Below are 16,748 nucleotides of genomic sequence, written 5' to 3' on the forward strand. Positions count from 1 at the left end.
AGATTTCATGTTCAACTTATTGCTAAAGACATTTTCATATTTTGTATTTAGAATCAAATTCTCTCATCAAAATAAAATCAGGCAAACCAGCAGCTTTAGGCGCCTAAAAGGAGAATATTCATGGGCAGCAGTGGCAATCCAGAAACTTGGGCAGTGGGAGAACGAGACACTGTCATCGAAGCGCTAAGTCGTGCAGTAGCAAGGCATCCAGACAAGATTTTGTTGGATTTCAGCGGCGAGTTATACACTTATGCTCAGGTTGACTCACTCTCAACCAAGATGGCCAACGCACTCGCTACCTTGGGCGTGAAAGCCGGTGAAACCGTGCTGACCATGCTCGATAACAACATCGACGCTGTCACCACCTGGCTGGCCATCAATAAGCTCTGCGCCGTGAGCGTGCCGATCAACACCGCGCTCAAAGGGGAATTTCTCCGGCACCAGATCGCCGATACCGGCACTTCAGTGGTGATTTGCGAAGCGGCCTACCTGCCACGCATCACGCCGCTCGCCGAACAACTGCTGGACGTCCAGCACATCCTTCACCGAGGCACGGCCGATGCGATCCCCGATTGCCGAATTCGCATTGCGCCGCTGGATGAATGGCGTGGCCATGACGCCACTCCACTCGCCAATAAACCGCAACCTTCAGACCTTGCCTGCCTGATTTACACCTCAGGCACCACAGGTCCTTCAAAGGGTTGCATGATCAGCTACAACTTCATGTGCAACCTGGCACGCCTGCAATTGCGCGCTGGCCCAGCCAGTGCCGATGATGTGACCATCACGCCATTGCCGCTGTTTCACATGAATGCGCTGTGCGTATCGATCATCGCCAGTATTCTGGTTGGCGCACGCGCCGCCATTCTCCCGCGATTCTCCGTTTCGAATTTCTGGCAGGAAGTGGAACGCTCCGGCGCTACCATCGCCTCGATCCTGGGTGGCATGGGCGGTCTCCTCGCCCAGGCGCCAGATAACGAAGCGATGCTGCGTTGTGTCGGGCAGATCCATACCGCTCGAGGCAACCCTTACACCGAAGAAACCAAAAAGATCTGGCGCGAGCGTTTCGGTACCAAGCTGGTGGGCGGCAATGGCTATGGCCTCACCGAAGCCTGCGTTATTACCTCATTGGCCGCCGGCGAGTACGCCGCGCCGGGCTCCTCGGGAAAACGCATTTCGGATTTCGATGTACGCATCGTCGACGACCTCGATCAGGAAGTAGCGCCGAACAGCGCCGGCGAAATTGTGGTTCGTCCGCTGCGTCCGGACATCATGTTCCAGGGCTACTGGCGCCGTCCGGAAGACACCCAGAAGCTGATGCGCAACATGTGGTTCCACACTGGTGACATTGGCAAGTTCGATGACGATGGCTTTTTCTACTTCGTCGATCGCAAGAAGGATTATCTGCGCCGCCGAGGCGAAAACATTTCCAGCTTTGAAATGGAAGCAGCCTTTGCTGTTCACCCGGCATTGGCCGAGGTCGCCGTACATGCGGTGCCATCGGATAAGGGCGAGGACGATGTGAAGGTCACAGCGGTACTGCATGAAGGCATGACACTGGATCCGGAGCAGCTGTTCCATTGGGCCACTGAATCGGTGCCTTACTATGCCCTGCCCCGCTATATCGAATTTCGCAGCAGCCTGCCGAAAAACCCGCAGGGACGGGTGTTGAAATACTTGCTGCGCGATGAAGGAAAAACCGCGACCACTTGGGATCTGGAAACCACATCGATCGTGGTTTCCAAAAAATAATCGTCTCTATCTGGCTGGAGTTGGCCATCCATCATAGAAAAAGCCCGCTTTGAAGCGGGCTTTCTCGTCTCTTGGGCCTGGTGTCGCCTTTGTAGGAGTGAGCTTGCTCGCGATGAACTTAAGGGACAACGCGCTCTACCAGAACGTACGCGTTATCGTTAACGTCCATCGCGAGCAGGCTCGCTCCTACATTGATCTGTTGAATTCAATACTCACGCACAGGAATGCCTTTAGGGCGAGAGTTATAACCCGGCAGATGCAGGCCTCCGTCGACGTGAATGGTTTCGCCCGTGATGAAACGCGACATCTCGGACGCGAGGAATACCACCACTGGGCCGATGTCGGCTTCAGGCTCGCCACAACGGCCCAATGGACGCATGGAAGCCGACATCTCGGCAAAGCCGGGGTTCTCTGCGGCGAGCTTGTGGAACGTGGCGCCCATTGCCGTGGGAGCGATGGCGTTGGTGCGGATGTTGAACCGCCCCCACTCGGATGCAGCGCTGCGGGTCAGCCCGACAATGGCCGACTTCGCCGTGTTGTAGTCCCCATGCAACCAGGCACCGATTTCGATATCGATAGAGTAGAAGTTGATGATCTTGCCACCGCCCCGCGCCTTCATATGAGGCAGCGCGGCTTTCATCGCCCACCATGCAGCCCACACTGTTGAGCCGAGGGTTTGCTCCAGCATGGCATCGGTTTTTTCTTCCAGGAGCACATTGGGGGTGGGCGCAAAGGCGTTGTTGACCAGGATGTCCAGCCCCCCGAATTGATCAATGGCCAATTGCACGGCGGCCTCGATGTCCGTTTTGCTGCACACGTCAGTCTTGATGAATACAGCCTGGCCACCTAACGCTTTCAGTTCGGCGACTACTGCCTCTCCACTGGCGACATCCAGTTCGGCGACCACCACGGCAGCACCCTCTTTGGCAAAGTTCAGCGCAATACCGCGCCCAATTCCGCCGCCTGCACCGGTAATCAGCGCAACCTGTTCATTTAGCAGTGCCATAGCCACTCCGTTTTTGTTTTTTTGTGAACATTATTGGTTATAGTGTCTAAATATAGCGTATTTCTTCAGGCTAAACAGTACTGGAACAAGGATATTGAGGATGACTGTATTTCGTCGCCGCGTAGACATCATTGCTCACCATGTCGATGGCACGGGTGAGGTCCGTGCGGCTCTGGAAGACGACTTTCACCACTTCCGTGTATGGGTTCGTCACCATGAAGGTGAAGTCACCGCCATTGGCGGTGAAGCGCTGCGTTATCCTTACTCCATGTGCCCGCAGGCTTGCGGTCAATTACAGCAGTTGCTGGGCATGAAGCTGGACTGTATAGCCCACTCAGTGACCCGGCAGGCCGACGCCAGTCATCAATGCACCCACCTGTTCGATCTGGCGGGTCTGGCCATTGCAGCTGCAGCCCGTGGCACTCTTGAACGTCGCTACGACATCAACATCGGCCAGCGCATCGCCAACCGTACCCGCGCCACCTTGATACGTGATGGCGATGAAGACCTGACCTGGGACGTCAACGGCACCATGATTGAAGGGCCATCTCCCTATTCAGGCATCAACCTTCGCGAAGGCATGGCACGCTGGGCGCTGAAGGCCCTCGGTGAAGAAGCCGCCGAAGCCGCCCTGCTACTTCGCCGTTGCACGTTGATCTCGATGGGACGCGCCTATAACCTGGACGAGCAGATTCACGCCGCGAACACTGGCCTTTGCTACAGCCAGCAACCCGAACGCGCCGAGCAGGCACTGCGAATGAAGGGTTCGACCCTGGATTTCAGCCATGAACAACTGAAGTTGTGCGCCGAGGACCAGGATTGGTTGGGGCAAAGGCCTTAGCCGCGCTGCTCCTGGTGCAAGAGCAGTGCGGCCAAGGCCCGCAAGACCCGACGATCCGGGTTCGCCCCGGACCGCCGATAGGACTCAGAGGAAGACGGCCAGATTGGGGGTTCCGAGCACCGCCTGGTCAAGGATGACTTCGCGCCGGGAAAGCTTGAACCCCGCCTCATGCAGACGCAGCACGTCACGTCGCTCGCCACTGATGATGTCGACATGGTGGTCGTTGAAACGGCTACGGGTCAGTAGCAGGTAACTGGTCACCACAAACTCATCGCTCTTGTCGGTTTCCTCGACAAACACGTTGGTCACCAGGCGTCGGGTACGCGAGGGAGGATCTTCCGCCCAGGCGCTTTTACCGGACAGGCGCAAAATGCGGCCCATGATCGAACGGTAGTCATCGTGGTAGTGCTGAACACTGCGCACGATGGTGGTTCTGAGCTCGGACGCCACGCGAGTCTGGCGCAGCGGTACGGTATACACCAGGTCGGTGTCCAGGCGTTCGGCCCACTCCTGCAGGCGAATCTGGTCGAGCAGCGTGGCTTCCTCGTAGAGAAAGGTCACCACATCGTTGTAGATCGGCGAGCCCACCGGCACCCGCTTGGTGCCGACTGGGGAACCCGGCTGGATATCCTCCACGCCGCGTTGTTGAACCTGAGCCATGAGTCATTCCCTCACTTTTATTCTTGTACTTGTTAATGCTGTTACCGGCGATTGCGACCCGCAAGGACCGCAATCGAACCAGGGCCAACAGGCGCTTATTGCTCGTTCGGTGCAGTCATCAGCTCGTGCCAGTACAACCACCAGTGCCACTGGGTATCGTCCTTGGTGAAGCCTTCGTTGACGATGCCAGGGCCCGGCCAACCCTCGGGTGCTCCTGTTTCGAAGCAAGCCTGGTATTTCAGCGTGCTCTTGCGGCCCATCGCGCCTTTGGCGGCCAGGGTCATGTGCGGCCAGGTATCGGAGTCATCCTGCTCGACCATGCCCGAGGTGCCGAACAACTGGATGGTTTGCTTGAGCATCTTGTCGCGCAGTTCAGGGGATGCGTCTTTCTCGGCAAACACCCAGTTGACGAACTCCAGCTTGTCTGGCCCGCGAGGCACGTAGGCGTGCAAGGTCATCGAGCCGACTACGCTGCCATCGGGCTGCGGAATGTAGACGAAGCCGAAAAGAATGTTCGGGAACATCCCGCCGACTTGCGGCGGCATGCTGGTCAGCACTTTCAACTGATCTTCAGTCAGATTGCGTGCCAGCTGTTCGACCATGTCGGCAGTCATGCCGGCAGGCGGCAATGCCTCCAGTTTTTGCTGCACGGTCAGCTCGGCCGGGTCGAGGCCGGTCAGGCGCTTGATCTTGCGCGCCAGGTCGATGCAGCGCAGCGCATGGCCGTGGGGCGAGCTGATTTCCACGCCGATCATTTCCGGACTGAGGTCGGCTGTTTCGCCCTCACCTTTCTTGGCGTAGTTACCCACTTCGCCCAACCAACGGTGCAAGGTCAGGGTGTGGAAACCATCGGCCGCCGATTGCTCACCCGCGGTTTTCCAGTTGGCGTTGACGATAAAGCGCTGGGGTGGGCCGAGCACTTCCATGCCCTTGTCGGAACGACAGAACAGCATGTCGTAGTACCATTTGGCATCACCCAGGAACTCGTCAAACGACGGTCCTTCAATGTTCCAGGTGGCAAATACCAGGCCGCCATACAGCGTGACCCGGGCTTTTTTCAGGCCCAGTTCTTCCTTGGGCAGCATTTTGCCGTGCATGCATTCACGCTCGACCGGCGAGCCGATGAAGTCGCCATTGGGGCGGAAAGCCCAGCCGTGATAGATGCACTTGTGAATTTGCGTGTTGCCGCAGTCGGCAGTGCTGATGCGCATCCCGCGGTGCGGGCACACATTGAGGGTCACGAACACCTCGCCCTGCTTGCCACGGGCAACAATGACCGAATCAGACCCCATGTCACGGACCATGAAGTCGCCGGAATTAGGAATTTCCGATTCATGACCCAGCAATACCCAGATCTTGCCGAAGATTTTTTCCATTTCCAGATCGTAAATTTCGTGGTCAGACAACACACGCATTTGCACTTCACGGCTGGATGGATAGATGAGGTCCGAGACCTTGGTTCCATCCGACAATACGGGGCTTGTTCTTGTTAGCATGCTTGCCTCCTAATCAGAGTGTCACGACAGTGGTTGCAACGAAATATAAGACACTTTTTCTATTTTTGTACATAGAATTCACCTTCTTTTCGTAAGTGAATTCTTTCGCCATTCAGGTAACCGTCAATCCTTGCTCGGCGCCTTCCCCACTTGAGTGCGCAGTACACCGATGCCGTCGATCTCCAGCTCAACCACGTCGCCAGGTTTCAAATAACGCAGTTGCTCCAGGCCGCAGCCGTTGCCGACCGTGCCGGAGCCCAGGAACTCGCCGGGGTACAAGGTTTCTGAGCGCGACACGTGGGCAATCACGTCCTCGAAGCTCCAGCGCATGTCGCGGGTATTGCCGCGCCCCCACTCCTCCCCGTTGACCCGGGCAACCATATTCAGGTCGTAGGGATCACCCAGTTCGTCTGCGGTCACCAGGCACGGCCCCATGATGTTGGCCGTGTCGAAATCCTTGCTCTTGGCCGGGCCGAGCATGCCGGGCATTTCCAGGGCCTGTGCGTCGCGCGCGCTCATGTCGTTGAAGATGGTGTAACCGACGATATGCGAACGGGCGGTTTCACGACTGATGTCCTTGCCGCGCTTGCCGATGTAGCAACCGAACTCCAGTTCGAAATCCATTGCCCGACTGAAGCTCGGCCACTGGAATTCGTCGTCGATGCCGATCACCGCAAAACGGTTGCCCTTGTAGTAGATGGGCTGCTTGTTGAAGGTTTCGATCACCCGGTCATCGGCGCGAGTGTTCATCGCCTTCAAGGTCGCTTCCGGATCCTCGGTACGCAACGCCCGGGCGCGACGGGCCGCGGCGAAACTCTGGCGCAGGTGCAATTCGAAGCAGGAGCAATCGCGCATCTGCGGTGGCGGCTGGATCGGTGCGCGCAGTTTCACACTGGCGCGCTCCAGCACTGCCGCCGAGGGGGCCTTGGCCACCAGGGAGCGGGCCAACTCCAGCGCAGGCTCACCGCCTTCCACCAGAGACAGAATGCTGCTCAGTGCCGGGGTTTCGCGGCTTTCCAGCAAGCGGTAGGCGATTTGCAGGTCGAGTACCTGCTGGTCCTGGTTGAGCAACGCACCCGCACGATCAAAGCCCTCGGCGTCGCTATAGGTCACCAGTCTCATACGCGTCCACTCACTGGCAACAGCGCACCGGTTACTGCCGCAGCATCGTCCGACAACAGAAACGCAACCACCGCCGCCAATGCATCCGGGGTCACCCAGCGGCGGCTGTCGGCTTCAGGCATGTCGGCACGGTTGGCAGGAGTATCGATGATGCTTGGCAGCACGGCGTTAACCGTCACGCCACGATCCTTCAGCTCTTCGGCCAAAGCCTCGGTCAACCGGGCGACGCCGGCCTTGGAAGCAGCGTAAGCGCCCATGCCTGTTGCGGCTTTGACCGAGGCCAGCGCTCCCACGTTGACGATGCGTCCTGCCTTGGAGGCCAGAAGCTGCGCCAGCGCCGATTGGGAACTGACCACTGCGGTACGCACATTCATCTGATAGAGGCGATCCCAAGTCTGCAGGCTACCCCCTTCGACGGTCTCCCAGGCAAACCCGCCCGCGACGTTGACCAAACCATCAATGCCGCCCCACTGCGTGGCAATCTGCTCGAACGCCGCACTGGCCGACTCGGTCGAAGTCAGGTCAACACCGCCCAGGCACAGCAGGTTTTCCGTGTCCAGCAAGGCGGCAGGCGCCTCGCTGCGATCCAGCAATGCAACCCGGGCGCCACGCGCCAGCAGGAATTTGCCAAGTGCGCTGCCGAGGGCTCCAAACCCGCCGGTGACGACTACCCTCTTGTCCAGTAATGACTGGGACATCGCGAAATCCTCTTGTTGTTGTTTTACGGCGCGAAGGTTCGATTCGTGCCTTCGTCGGTACGTATATATGACACTTTTAGAAAATATGTACAAATGATACCGTATGACTTCAAGTCAAACATTCACCTGCGGACCGCTGATGCCTAGAAAACTTCCTGCACTCAACGCCGACAACCGCGCCTTCTGGCAAGGCGGCGAACGGGGCGAACTGCTCGTTCATCGCTGCGCGGCCTGCAGCCGGTATTTCCATCCACCCGCCCCGCTTTGCCCGCATTGTGCAAGCTTTGAGGTGGCGCCAGAGCCGGTGTCCGGCAAAGGCAATGTGCTCAGTTACACCATCAATTACCAGGCCTGGGCCCCCGACCTGGAGGTGCCCTATGTGGTCGCGATCATCGAGCTGGTGGAACAACCTGGCTTGCAATTGGTGAGCAACGTGGTGGGCATTCCGGTCACGGATGTGCATATCGAAATGCCGGTACGGGTCAGCTTCCTCAATGTCGAGGATGTCTGGTTGCCTCTGTTCGAGAAGGATCAGTGATGTTCGATCATCGTTATGAAAAAGACGTCGCCATCACCGGCATTGGTCAATCGGAAGTCGGGCGACCGTCGAACAAGTCGGCGATGCGCCTGACCCTTGATGCGTGCCTCGAGGCCATTGCTGACGCTGGCCTGCAGCGTAGCGACATCGACGGTGTGGCCTGCTGGCCAGGCGACAACAACAATGGCGACCCGTTTTCGCCGATTGGCCCGAGCGCTCTGAAAAGCGCTCTAGGGCTCAACGTCAACTGGTTCGGCGGCGGCTATGAAGGGCCTGGCCCGCTGACTGGCGTGATCAACGGTGCCATGGCGATTGCGGCGGGGCTGTGTAAACACGTGCTGGTGTTTCGCACCATCACCGAAGCGTCAGCCCGCATGGTGAACAAACAAGCCAGCGCCTTGACCAATAAAACCCAAGGACGTGACAGCAGCTACGCCTGGCAGTGGTTCACGCCATTCAATGTGCTCTCGGCCACTAATCTGATGGCGCTGTACGCCCAACGTCACTTCCATGAATACGGCACCCGTGCGGAGCAACTGGCGCAAATCGCCCTAACGTGTCGCCAGAACGCCATGCGCAACCCCAAGGCGGTGTTTCGCACACCGATGAGCATGGACGATTACATGGCGTCGCGGATGATTTCCACGCCGCTGCGCATGTTCGACTGCGACGTGCATTGCGATGCATCGACCGCCATCGTCTTGTCGCGCCGCGATATCGCTCAGGACCAGCCGAACAAACCGATCCGCATTGAAGCCATGGGAGCTGCATTGAACCAGCCCTGGTCATGGGACCAAATTTCCCTGACCAAAATGGCCGCTTTCGATGTTGGCCAGATGATGTGGGCACGCACTGACTACACCCCGCAGGACGTCGAATCCGCGCAGCTGTATGACGGTTTTTCGATTTTGACCATGATCTGGCTCGAGGCCTTGGGCCTGTGCCCCGTCGGAGAAAGTGGTGCATTCGTCGAGGGTGGGACGCGCATCGCGCTCGATGGCAGCCTGCCAATCAATACCAATGGCGGGCAGCTATCCGGCGGGCGCACCCATGGCCTGGGTTACGTGCATGAAGCCTGCCTGCAACTGTGGGGCCGTGCCGAAGGGCGACAAACCCGTGAACACCGTGTCAGCACGGTGGCAGCAGGTGGCGGCCCGCTGGGGGGCAGCCTGCTTCTGGTACGCGAGTAACGGCGCGCTTCAGTAAAGTACGCCGGCCACTTCGCTGCAGAACTCGATCAGTGCCTTGCCCAGCTCGGCAAGGCCCTCTTCATCGCGTTGCCCGCGGAACATCACCGCGGAGACGGTGAAGTCGATGCTGTTGGTCGGTGAGTACACTGGCGCCGCGACGGCAAGAATCCCACCCGAAAAATGCCCGTCATCTACTGCCCAACCACGCTCGGCGGCGACCCGGACTTCTTCCCGGAAAACCTCCAGCGACAGCGGCTGGGCCCAGCGAATGGTTTCGAAACTGCTCTGCACTTCGGGATCGTCGAGGTCGATCTGAGTGGCGAACAAACGCCCGCTGGCGCCCATCAGAATCGGCAGGCGCTGACCTTCGGCCATATCGATGCGGACATCAGTCGGGCTGGCAGCGGAGCTGACAATGACGATGCGGTCAGGGCTCATCTTGCGCCAAAGGGTGATGGTTACCCGCTGGCGCGCGGCCAGGTTCTGCAGCAGGGGTTTGGCCATCTGCACGCGGTGGCCTTGGGTAACCAATTGTTCAACCAGACGCGCCAGGCCCAGGCCCACGGAGTAGCGCTTGGACATGGCACTGAAGTCGACGACCTCCTCTTGCACCAGCGTGCGCAGGATGTTGAAGCAGGTGCTGGGATTGATCTTCAGTTGTCGGGCGATGTCCACCGATCGTTCCGGTGTGCCCACCTGGCTGAGGTAACGCAGGATGCGTATCGCGTTGGAAACGGGCTTGACGAGTGTTGCGCCGGTTGATTTGTCGTTGTCGTTGACGTCAGTGAAGTCCATGCCCAATCCAGTCACTTTATAGTGTCGCCATTCTAGCCTGAGAATGAATTGCGCCGTAAAGTTTTGTCTGGGAATTATTCGAACATTTCAGTCGGATTGTCTGACCAGAGGCTGATGGATCAGCCGGCGGGTTTGCAGGTCCTCGCGACGAAAACGCTCGATGAGACGCTCCTGGGCATGGTCAGCCTGAGTCACCCGTGTCTGCTGGCGCAAATACTCCAGCCAGGATTCGACAATAAATCGCTCGCTGTAGAGCTGCGGGTTGGCCATGTCGCGGTACAGGCGCCAGTTCTGCGCACCGTTGCGCCGGCGCGCCTTGCCTACTGCGTATACGGCAGCCAGGAAGTCGTCGCAGTCCGGCGCCGTCACCTGGTACACGATCTCCACCGAGACCGGTCCATCGGCATGGGTCACCGGGCTGGCCAGCTGGAGTTTGTCGGTCAATTGCACCTCGGCAAAATCTGCCTCCTGACCCAGCTCCACACGGCCGTTACGGGTCAGCAGAATGCCGACCAGCAACAAAAGCGTCGAGAGCAGCAGGCTCTGGCTCAGCCCCAGATACTCGGCCAGCGCACCCCAGATCGCACCGCCGGCGGCCATCGAACCCATGAGGATCAATACATAGACCGATGCAACCCGGGCGCGCACCCAGTTGGCGGCGTACGTTTGCACAACCGTGGAAATGGTCGCATTGACCGCCATCCACCCAAACCCTGCAAGCAACATCATCGCGCAGACCCCATAGCGATTATGGGACAGCGCGGCAGTGAGGGTCGCGAGGGCAAAGGCAATGACGCCGCACACCAGCAAATGCCGCATATTCAATACGCGGTACAGACGCGGCAAGTTGAGCGCCGCCAGCACGGCACCCGCTCCAAGAAACGCCATGAGCAAGCCATAACCACCGGCGTCCATGCCCAATTCCTGCTTGGCCACCAATGGCATCAATGCCCACAAAGCGCTAGCGCTGCTGGTGAATACCAACACCTGCTTCATGGCGCTGAACAATACCGCCGAATGGCGGATGTAACGCAGGCCACTGCGCATGCCTCCGGTCAGGGTTTCCGGTGGCAAGCCCACGGCTGGCGGGTTGGGTACCAGGCGAAAGAGGAAGAGCAGCACCGAGAACATGCACAGCGCGATGGCCAGAAACACCGAAGTGGTGTTCCAGTAAGCAATCAACGCACCGGCCAGCGCCGGCCCCAAAGCGCGGGTCGCGTTGATGGAAATGCCGTTCAACGACACGGCCGCCGGCACCTGGTCGCGGGAAAGTACACCGACCATGGTCACCATCCACGCCGACATTCCCAATGCACTGCCGGTACCCAGGACAAAGGTGAACGCCAATAATCCCCAGGTTTCCAGGTGAGCGCTGTACGCCAACCCGCACAGCACCAGCGCGGCGAACAGCATCATGCACTGCGTAATAATGAGCCAACCGCGACGGTCCACCCGATCGGCAATCACGCCACCCGGAAAGGCAAACAGGAAGACCGGCAGGGTCACAGCGGTTTGCACCAGGGAGACCATCGCCGCAGACGTGGTCAATGTGGTCATGATCCACGCAGCAGCGACCGTCTGCATCCAGATCGCCATATTGACCACAGCGCCCGCCAGCCATAGGCCGCGGAACGCTCTATTGCGAAACGGCGCCCACGCCGAACCCTCGCTCATCATCACTCCTCAGCGTCTATACCGGTCAAAATCAGGGGTTTACTTATCCAGCGGCTGGCCCAGTCGCCCCACCGCGCGCGCGGGGCTCAGCTGGCGTGGTGCTGCAATGGTATTGCGCAGTCGGCCGATGCCTTCGATTTGCGCCTCGACCCGGTCACCCGACTGCAAAAAGCGCCCGCTTTCCAGACCCACCCCGTGGGTGGAACCGGTAAACACCAGGTCACCCGGCCGCAGACTGATACGTGCATCCAGATAATTGAGCAACTCATCCAGGCTAAAAATCATCTGCCGGGTGTTGTCTTGCTGGCGCAGTTCATCGTTGACACTCAGGCGCATCTCCAATGCCGGCTGCCCCGCTACACCCAGTTCATCCACCGTGACAATCCATGGCCCCACCGGAGTGGCGCGATCCATGGCTTTCTGGGTCAACAGGTCCAGGCGCCCAATCTGCTTGCCGGCATCCCGCGCACTGATGTCATTGCCCACCGTGTACCCCAGCAGACAGTCGCTGGCATGAGGCTCATCCAGCAACGGGCGGCCCACGACAGCGACCAGTTCCACCTCGTAATCGAGCTGGGTGGTCAGCGGCGAATAATCGATCTCGTCATCAGCACCGACCAGCGCTGACTCAGGCTTCATGTACGCCAGCGGGTGCGCCGGCGCATCACTGCCCAGGCGCTTGAGGTGGCTCAGGTAATTGAGGCCCACACCAAAAACCCGACTGCCCGGCTCCAGCGGCGCAAGCAGACGTGCAGCCGACAACGGTAACCATTCGTCAGCAAGGTCGAGGATGTCTGGTGCAAGCTTCGCCCCCAACCCGGCCCACTGGGCGAATGGCGCATTGATCCGCCTAAGCCGATCCGACTGCGCATCCAGCAACGCCCAGAACGCCTGCCCGGCTACCTCGACCCGCGCCAGGCGCATCTCAGTGTCTGGCCAGGTAGATGGGCAGATACTCGGCGTCGAGCACTTCTTCCGGTGTCTTGACGCTGGCCCCGAGAATCGGGCCGACCATTTCGTGGCCCCACAGGCTGAGTTTTTCCGGGTTCAACTCATAAGGGTCGCCTTGCCATGGCTCGATTTCCGCAATGGTCTCGAAGGCAAAGCCGGACGGGTTGAAATGGTAGAACGACAGGTGCGGATCCTGGGCATGCTGACCGAGGGTCATCATCATCGGCAGTTCGCGCTGGCGCACGATGTCGTAGGTTTCACCGACATCACGCACGTTGCGCACAAACAGCCCGACATGTTGCACGCCCATGCGTCCCGGGCCGTGGCCATAAGCGATGTCGTGACTGGTGTGATGATTGAGTTTGGAGCGGAAAAATCCGGTGCGCCCTTTGCCCGCGCCGGCGCCATACCAGCTGAAGCCCATGACGTTGAGCAGGAAGTCTTCCAGTTCCGGCGTGTAGTCCGGGGTGATCAGCACCACGTGGCCTGCCCCACGTTCGTCGGCCAGGAAACCACTGTGTGGACGCCCTGGCTGGAACGAGCGCGGCAGCCATTTTTGCCCGTAAAAGAGTTCGTGCTGATACCCCACCGGGTCGCGGAAGCGCACCAGTTCGCGAACACCACGCTTTTCACAGAGCTGAGCATCGCCACGGGTGAATTCGACATTGGCCGCGGCCAACTTCTTGATGCCGTCCTCGAACGCCATGCGCCCCACCGCTTCCCAGCCGATATAGGCAATTCGGTCAACTTTACCCGGATGGAACGCCAAACGATGACGGCGATCGTCGATTTTGAAGTACAGTGACTCAGGGTCACTCTCGGGATTCTTGCCGATACCAAAGCCCATCACCTGCGGGCCGTACTCACGCCACGCCTCGAGATTGGGGGTTTCGAAGCCCATGTAACCGATACCGATGATGTCCACGTTATTCACCTTGTTATTGTTCGAGATGAAAGGGTGCCAATGGCACCTGCACTGACGCCGCGTGTGTCAGACCGCGAGTAACCCGCCGTCGATGACGAAGTCCGAACCTGTAATGAACGAAGCTTCATCCGAGGCGACGAATACCGCCATGGCCACCACTTCTTCGGGTTCGCCGGGACGGTCCATCAATACACCGTCCAGCAGCATGGCGCGCATTTTCGGGTCTTCCAGAAACGGCCGGGTACCCGGCGTGGCGACAAAGCCCGGGCTCAGGCTGACCGCACGGATACCAAACGGTGCGCCTTCCACGGCCAACTGGCGAGTGAAAGAGACCACGGCGCCCTTGGCGGCCGAATGCGCGGCAATACCGGCGACTTTCGAACCGCCCCAGGCCGCGGTAGACGACACGTTGATGATCACTCCGCGCTGCTCGGCCAAGTGCTGCCAGGCGTACTTGGTGGTGTAGAACAGCAGGTCGATTTCGTTGCGCATGGTGAACTGCCAATCTTCGATCGACATCTCGCTGACCAGCCCGAAACGTGCGGCGGAAGCGTTGTTGTAGAGGACGTCGATGCGTCCGTGCTCAGCGACGGCGGCATCGATCCAGGTCTTGGCCTGTTGGTGATCGCCCAAGTCCACGGGCGCCGAACCATACAGGGTAAACCCCTCGGCCCGCATCAAGGCTGCAGTCTCTTCATGGCCTTCGGCGTTAAAGTCGCAGCCGACCACAATCGCCCCTTCGCGGGCAAAACGCAGCGCCGCAGCGCGGCCCTGGCCACCGCCGGTCCCGGTAATCAATGCGACTTTGTTGTGTAACCGTCCCATCCGCACATCCTCAACTCTGTGGTTATCACGTGACGACTGACGCTCACGCCATTAAACGGCTTCGTCTTCCTGGGTGATGGGCTCAAGCCAAATGGCCTCCGCCGGGCAGGCGGCAGCCCCTTCACGGGCCTCCTCCTCCAGTTCCGGTGGAACACGAGCATCGTCCATGTATACCAAGCCATCGGCATCAAGTTTGTACAGGCTTGGGCAGATCGCGGCACACAAACCATAACCACAGCAGCGGCTACGGTCTGCCACGGCTTTGAATTGCGCTTTTTCTGAACTCATTTTTGTCTCCTTTATCAGGTCCAGTCTCAGCAAATTATGAACACTATTTTATTTTATGTGCAATTAATTTTTAACGCGGATATGCTGCCATCTATCCGCTGTCGCAAAACACTGGTCTGGAATCCAAATGGATAAAAAACAGCAGGATGTTGAACACGACCGGATGCAGATTGATTGAAAGGTGGGTTCAACGCAGGAAATTCGTTTGTCTTTGAGTCAGATAGCTGTGCTGGACAAAGGGGATTTTCTGATTTTATTCTGAATAAAAAACCAGATTCTGTTCAAAGAATTTGCTGGCGGTGGTCCACATCACCATCCAAAGCAGTGCTTGGCTCAACAAAACCTATAAGGAAGCCAACTGAATGCACCCGTCCAAGAACGAAGCGGCCATTGATCTTCATGAGTTCCGGCAAAGCTGGAAGATCCTGATGTTGGCTGTCGCCGGTGTCGCCATCAGCATCAACGCCGCCCTGCTCTACGGCTTCGGCACCCTGGTCGTACCACTGGGCGATGCCTTTGGTTGGAGTAAAAGCGAACTGCAGGCCTGCATCACCTTCCTATTTGGCGGCGCCGTGGTGTCCTTGCAACTGGTGGGTTGGTTCAACCTGCGCTACGGCATGAAGCGCGTCACGGTGATTTCCCTGCTGTTGTTGTCGCTCGGCTACCTGGCGACCACTCAACTGACCCAATCGATCTGGTCGATGTACATTGCCTTTGCGTTGCTGCCCATCGTCGGCATGGGCGCCCTGGCGGTCACCTGGACGCAATTGATCAGCCTGTGGTTCGACAAAAATCGTGGCCTGGCGCTGGCCATCGGGCTGTCCGGTACTGGCGTCACTGCCGCCACCATTCCCCGCCTGATGGCGTGGGGCATTGAGCAATGGGACTGGCGAGCGGCCTTCGTGATTCTCGCGCTTCTCAACCTGCTGGTACTACTGCCGCTGATTCTGCTGTGGTTCAAGCTACCCGCTGCGGTGGGTAACCGTAATGACGGCAGTGCGCTGGAGCAATTGCCCGGCATGGGTTTTCGTGAAGGCATGGGCTCGCTGAAATTCTGGACCTGCAACCTGGCACTCGGCCTGGTGATTTCTTCGATTGTCGGCATGGTCACCAGCACCGTGCCCATGCTGCAAGCCAGAGGTTTGTCCGCTGCGCAAGCCGCCACCATCTTCAGTGGTTTTGGTATCTCGCTGATCTTCGGGCGCATGTTGATCGGCTACCTGCTCGATCGGCTATGGCCGCCAGCGGTGTCTGCGCTCAGCCTCGTGCTGCCCGCTATCGGGTGTTTCATCTACCTGAGCCCCACCAACGAATTTGCCCCCCTGCTGCTGGCGGCCGTACTGGTCGGTTTCGGCGCCGGGGCAGAGTTCGACATTGCCGCCTTCCTGATCGCCCGCTACTTCGGTTTACGCGAATACGGCCGTCTGTTTGGCGTCCATCAGGGCTTGAATACCGTGGCCTCGGCACTGGCGCCGTTGCTCTTCGCCTACATGCTGGCACGCACCGGTTCTTATACCTCGATGCTGGTATACAGCGCTGCTTGCTGCCTGATCGGCCCCTTGTTGTTGCTGACCCTGGGGCGAGTGCCACGCTTCAACGCACAAACAATTCCAAGTCAATCCTGAGCCCCCAACAAGAATCGGAGCAGAACATGCCCACTTTGACGTTTATCGAACACAACGGCACGGCCCATCAGGTCAAAGGCGACGTAGGTCAATCGGTGATGCAAGCCGCTACATTCGCCTCAGTGCCGGGCATTCCTGCCGACTGCGGCGGCGCCTGCAGCTGCGCCACCTGCCACACCTATGTCGACGAGGCCTGGCTGAGCAAGGTGCAAGCCGCTGAAGGCATGGAAAACGACATGCTCGAATACGCGTTCGAGCGCCGTGACAACAGCCGCTTGAGCTGCCAGTTGATCATCAGCCAAGAGATGGACGGCATGGTCCTGCACCTGCCGTCGTCGCAATTCTGAATGCGCTTGAAGGAG

17 protein-coding genes are annotated in these 16,748 nt (G+C 58.8%); 6 read left to right on the top strand and 11 right to left on the bottom strand.

The features are described 5' to 3' along the window. Positions 1–120: 120 nt before the first annotated feature. Positions 121–1,752 carry an ATP-dependent acyl-CoA ligase gene (locus J4D25_RS02550; RefSeq protein ID WP_057715087.1) on the top strand — a complete coding sequence of 544 codons (1,632 nt, stop codon included), beginning with the start codon at positions 121–123 and terminating at the stop codon, positions 1,750–1,752. 205 nt (positions 1,753–1,957) lie between these two features. Here J4D25_RS02550 and J4D25_RS02555 read toward each other — a convergent pair whose 3' ends face one another. Continuing rightward, positions 1,958–2,758, bottom strand: a complete 801-nt coding sequence (locus J4D25_RS02555) for an SDR family NAD(P)-dependent oxidoreductase (RefSeq protein ID WP_057715088.1) — start codon at positions 2,756–2,758, stop codon at positions 1,958–1,960. A 100-nt stretch (positions 2,759–2,858) separates the two neighbouring features. Between J4D25_RS02555 and J4D25_RS02560 the strand changes: the two genes are divergently transcribed. Continuing rightward, positions 2,859–3,599 carry a DUF2889 domain-containing protein gene (locus tag J4D25_RS02560; RefSeq protein ID WP_057715089.1) on the top strand — a complete coding sequence of 247 codons (741 nt, stop codon included), beginning with the start codon at positions 2,859–2,861 and terminating at the stop codon, positions 3,597–3,599. 84 nt (positions 3,600–3,683) lie between these two features. On the opposite strand, the gene J4D25_RS02565 is transcribed toward J4D25_RS02560, so the two are convergent. The 4 genes from J4D25_RS02565 to J4D25_RS02580 all read right to left on the bottom strand — a co-directional run bounded on the left by J4D25_RS02565 (position 3,684) and on the right by J4D25_RS02580 (position 7,575). Further along, entirely contained in the window at positions 3,684–4,259 is a 576-nt protein-coding gene (locus J4D25_RS02565; RefSeq protein ID WP_057715090.1) for an aromatic-ring-hydroxylating dioxygenase subunit beta, read from the bottom strand. Positions 4,260–4,354: 95 nt separating this feature from the next. Further along, positions 4,355–5,755: a Rieske 2Fe-2S domain-containing protein gene (locus J4D25_RS02570; RefSeq protein WP_057715091.1), complete on the bottom strand. Its 1,401-nt coding sequence runs from the start codon at positions 5,753–5,755 to the stop codon at positions 4,355–4,357. A 123-nt stretch (positions 5,756–5,878) separates the two neighbouring features. After that, on the bottom strand, positions 5,879–6,877 hold the full coding sequence (locus J4D25_RS02575) for a fumarylacetoacetate hydrolase family protein (RefSeq protein ID WP_057715092.1): 999 nt from the start codon (positions 6,875–6,877) through the stop codon (positions 5,879–5,881). Next, a complete protein-coding gene (locus tag J4D25_RS02580) occupies positions 6,874–7,575 on the bottom strand; it encodes an SDR family NAD(P)-dependent oxidoreductase (protein ID WP_057715093.1) in 702 nt (233 codons plus the stop codon). The genes J4D25_RS02575 and J4D25_RS02580 overlap by 4 nt, the downstream gene beginning before the upstream one ends. 139 nt (positions 7,576–7,714) lie before the next feature. Between J4D25_RS02580 and J4D25_RS02585 the strand changes: the two genes are divergently transcribed. Then, positions 7,715–8,113, top strand: coding sequence for a Zn-ribbon domain-containing OB-fold protein (locus tag J4D25_RS02585; protein ID WP_057716619.1), 399 nt, complete (start codon positions 7,715–7,717; stop codon positions 8,111–8,113). Beyond that, complete coding sequence (locus tag J4D25_RS02590; RefSeq protein ID WP_057715094.1) at positions 8,113–9,303, top strand: thiolase family protein; 1,191 nt, start codon at positions 8,113–8,115, stop codon at positions 9,301–9,303. Before J4D25_RS02585 ends, J4D25_RS02590 begins: the two co-directional genes overlap by 1 nt. Before the next feature lie 9 nt (positions 9,304–9,312). Here J4D25_RS02590 and J4D25_RS02595 read toward each other — a convergent pair whose 3' ends face one another. The 6 genes from J4D25_RS02595 to J4D25_RS02620 form a co-directional block, all read right to left on the bottom strand. Continuing rightward, complete coding sequence (locus J4D25_RS02595) at positions 9,313–10,098, bottom strand: IclR family transcriptional regulator (RefSeq protein WP_057715095.1); 786 nt, start codon at positions 10,096–10,098, stop codon at positions 9,313–9,315. Positions 10,099–10,185: 87 nt separating this feature from the next. After that, positions 10,186–11,772: an MFS transporter gene (locus J4D25_RS02600; RefSeq protein ID WP_057715096.1), complete on the bottom strand. Its 1,587-nt coding sequence runs from the start codon at positions 11,770–11,772 to the stop codon at positions 10,186–10,188. Between the two features lie 39 nt (positions 11,773–11,811). Beyond that, positions 11,812–12,696 (bottom strand): fumarylacetoacetate hydrolase family protein, encoded by an 885-nt coding sequence (locus J4D25_RS02605; RefSeq protein WP_057715097.1) that lies wholly within the window; start codon positions 12,694–12,696, stop codon positions 11,812–11,814. A 1-nt stretch (position 12,697) separates the two neighbouring features. Further along, entirely contained in the window at positions 12,698–13,648 is a 951-nt protein-coding gene (locus J4D25_RS02610; RefSeq protein WP_057715098.1) for a VOC family protein, read from the bottom strand. Between the two features lie 66 nt (positions 13,649–13,714). Next, the gene (locus J4D25_RS02615; protein ID WP_057715099.1) at positions 13,715–14,473 is read right to left on the bottom strand and encodes an SDR family NAD(P)-dependent oxidoreductase; all 759 of its coding nucleotides are present in this window, start codon (positions 14,471–14,473) and stop codon (positions 13,715–13,717) included. Between the two features lie 51 nt (positions 14,474–14,524). Then, a complete protein-coding gene (locus tag J4D25_RS02620) occupies positions 14,525–14,761 on the bottom strand; it encodes a ferredoxin (RefSeq protein WP_057715100.1) in 237 nt (78 codons plus the stop codon). A gap of 362 nt (positions 14,762–15,123) precedes the next feature. Here J4D25_RS02620 and J4D25_RS02625 point away from each other — a divergent pair, with 362 nt between their 5' ends. Both J4D25_RS02625 and J4D25_RS02630 read left to right on the top strand, forming a co-directional pair. Beyond that, positions 15,124–16,386 carry an MFS transporter gene (locus J4D25_RS02625; protein WP_057715101.1) on the top strand — a complete coding sequence of 421 codons (1,263 nt, stop codon included), beginning with the start codon at positions 15,124–15,126 and terminating at the stop codon, positions 16,384–16,386. A 26-nt stretch (positions 16,387–16,412) separates the two neighbouring features. Continuing rightward, the gene (locus J4D25_RS02630) at positions 16,413–16,733 is read left to right on the top strand and encodes a 2Fe-2S iron-sulfur cluster-binding protein (protein ID WP_057715102.1); all 321 of its coding nucleotides are present in this window, start codon (positions 16,413–16,415) and stop codon (positions 16,731–16,733) included. Positions 16,734–16,748: the final 15 nt, after the last annotated feature.

Source organism: Pseudomonas sp. GW456-L13 (genome assembly GCF_017350115.1).
Classification (GTDB): domain Bacteria; phylum Pseudomonadota; class Gammaproteobacteria; order Pseudomonadales; family Pseudomonadaceae; genus Aquipseudomonas; species Aquipseudomonas jessenii.

Coding starts and splice junctions, on each gene's coding strand:
- J4D25_RS02590 (WP_057715094.1), top strand. CDS start 8,113: ATGTTCGATCATCGTTATGAAAAAGACGTCGCCATCACCGGCATTGGT.
- J4D25_RS02615 (WP_057715099.1), bottom strand. CDS start 14,473: ATGGGACGGTTACACAACAAAGTCGCATTGATTACCGGGACCGGCGGT.
- J4D25_RS02630 (WP_057715102.1), top strand. CDS start 16,413: ATGCCCACTTTGACGTTTATCGAACACAACGGCACGGCCCATCAGGTC.
- J4D25_RS02595 (WP_057715095.1), bottom strand. CDS start 10,098: ATGGACTTCACTGACGTCAACGACAACGACAAATCAACCGGCGCAACA.
- J4D25_RS02555 (WP_057715088.1), bottom strand. CDS start 2,758: ATGGCACTGCTAAATGAACAGGTTGCGCTGATTACCGGTGCAGGCGGC.
- J4D25_RS02575 (WP_057715092.1), bottom strand. CDS start 6,877: ATGAGACTGGTGACCTATAGCGACGCCGAGGGCTTTGATCGTGCGGGT.
- J4D25_RS02560 (WP_057715089.1), top strand. CDS start 2,859: ATGACTGTATTTCGTCGCCGCGTAGACATCATTGCTCACCATGTCGAT.
- J4D25_RS02585 (WP_057716619.1), top strand. CDS start 7,715: ATGCCTAGAAAACTTCCTGCACTCAACGCCGACAACCGCGCCTTCTGG.
- J4D25_RS02620 (WP_057715100.1), bottom strand. CDS start 14,761: ATGAGTTCAGAAAAAGCGCAATTCAAAGCCGTGGCAGACCGTAGCCGC.
- J4D25_RS02605 (WP_057715097.1), bottom strand. CDS start 12,696: ATGCGCCTGGCGCGGGTCGAGGTAGCCGGGCAGGCGTTCTGGGCGTTG.
- J4D25_RS02625 (WP_057715101.1), top strand. CDS start 15,124: ATGCACCCGTCCAAGAACGAAGCGGCCATTGATCTTCATGAGTTCCGG.
- J4D25_RS02550 (WP_057715087.1), top strand. CDS start 121: ATGGGCAGCAGTGGCAATCCAGAAACTTGGGCAGTGGGAGAACGAGAC.
- J4D25_RS02600 (WP_057715096.1), bottom strand. CDS start 11,772: ATGAGCGAGGGTTCGGCGTGGGCGCCGTTTCGCAATAGAGCGTTCCGC.
- J4D25_RS02565 (WP_057715090.1), bottom strand. CDS start 4,259: ATGGCTCAGGTTCAACAACGCGGCGTGGAGGATATCCAGCCGGGTTCC.
- J4D25_RS02580 (WP_057715093.1), bottom strand. CDS start 7,575: ATGTCCCAGTCATTACTGGACAAGAGGGTAGTCGTCACCGGCGGGTTT.
- J4D25_RS02570 (WP_057715091.1), bottom strand. CDS start 5,755: ATGCTAACAAGAACAAGCCCCGTATTGTCGGATGGAACCAAGGTCTCG.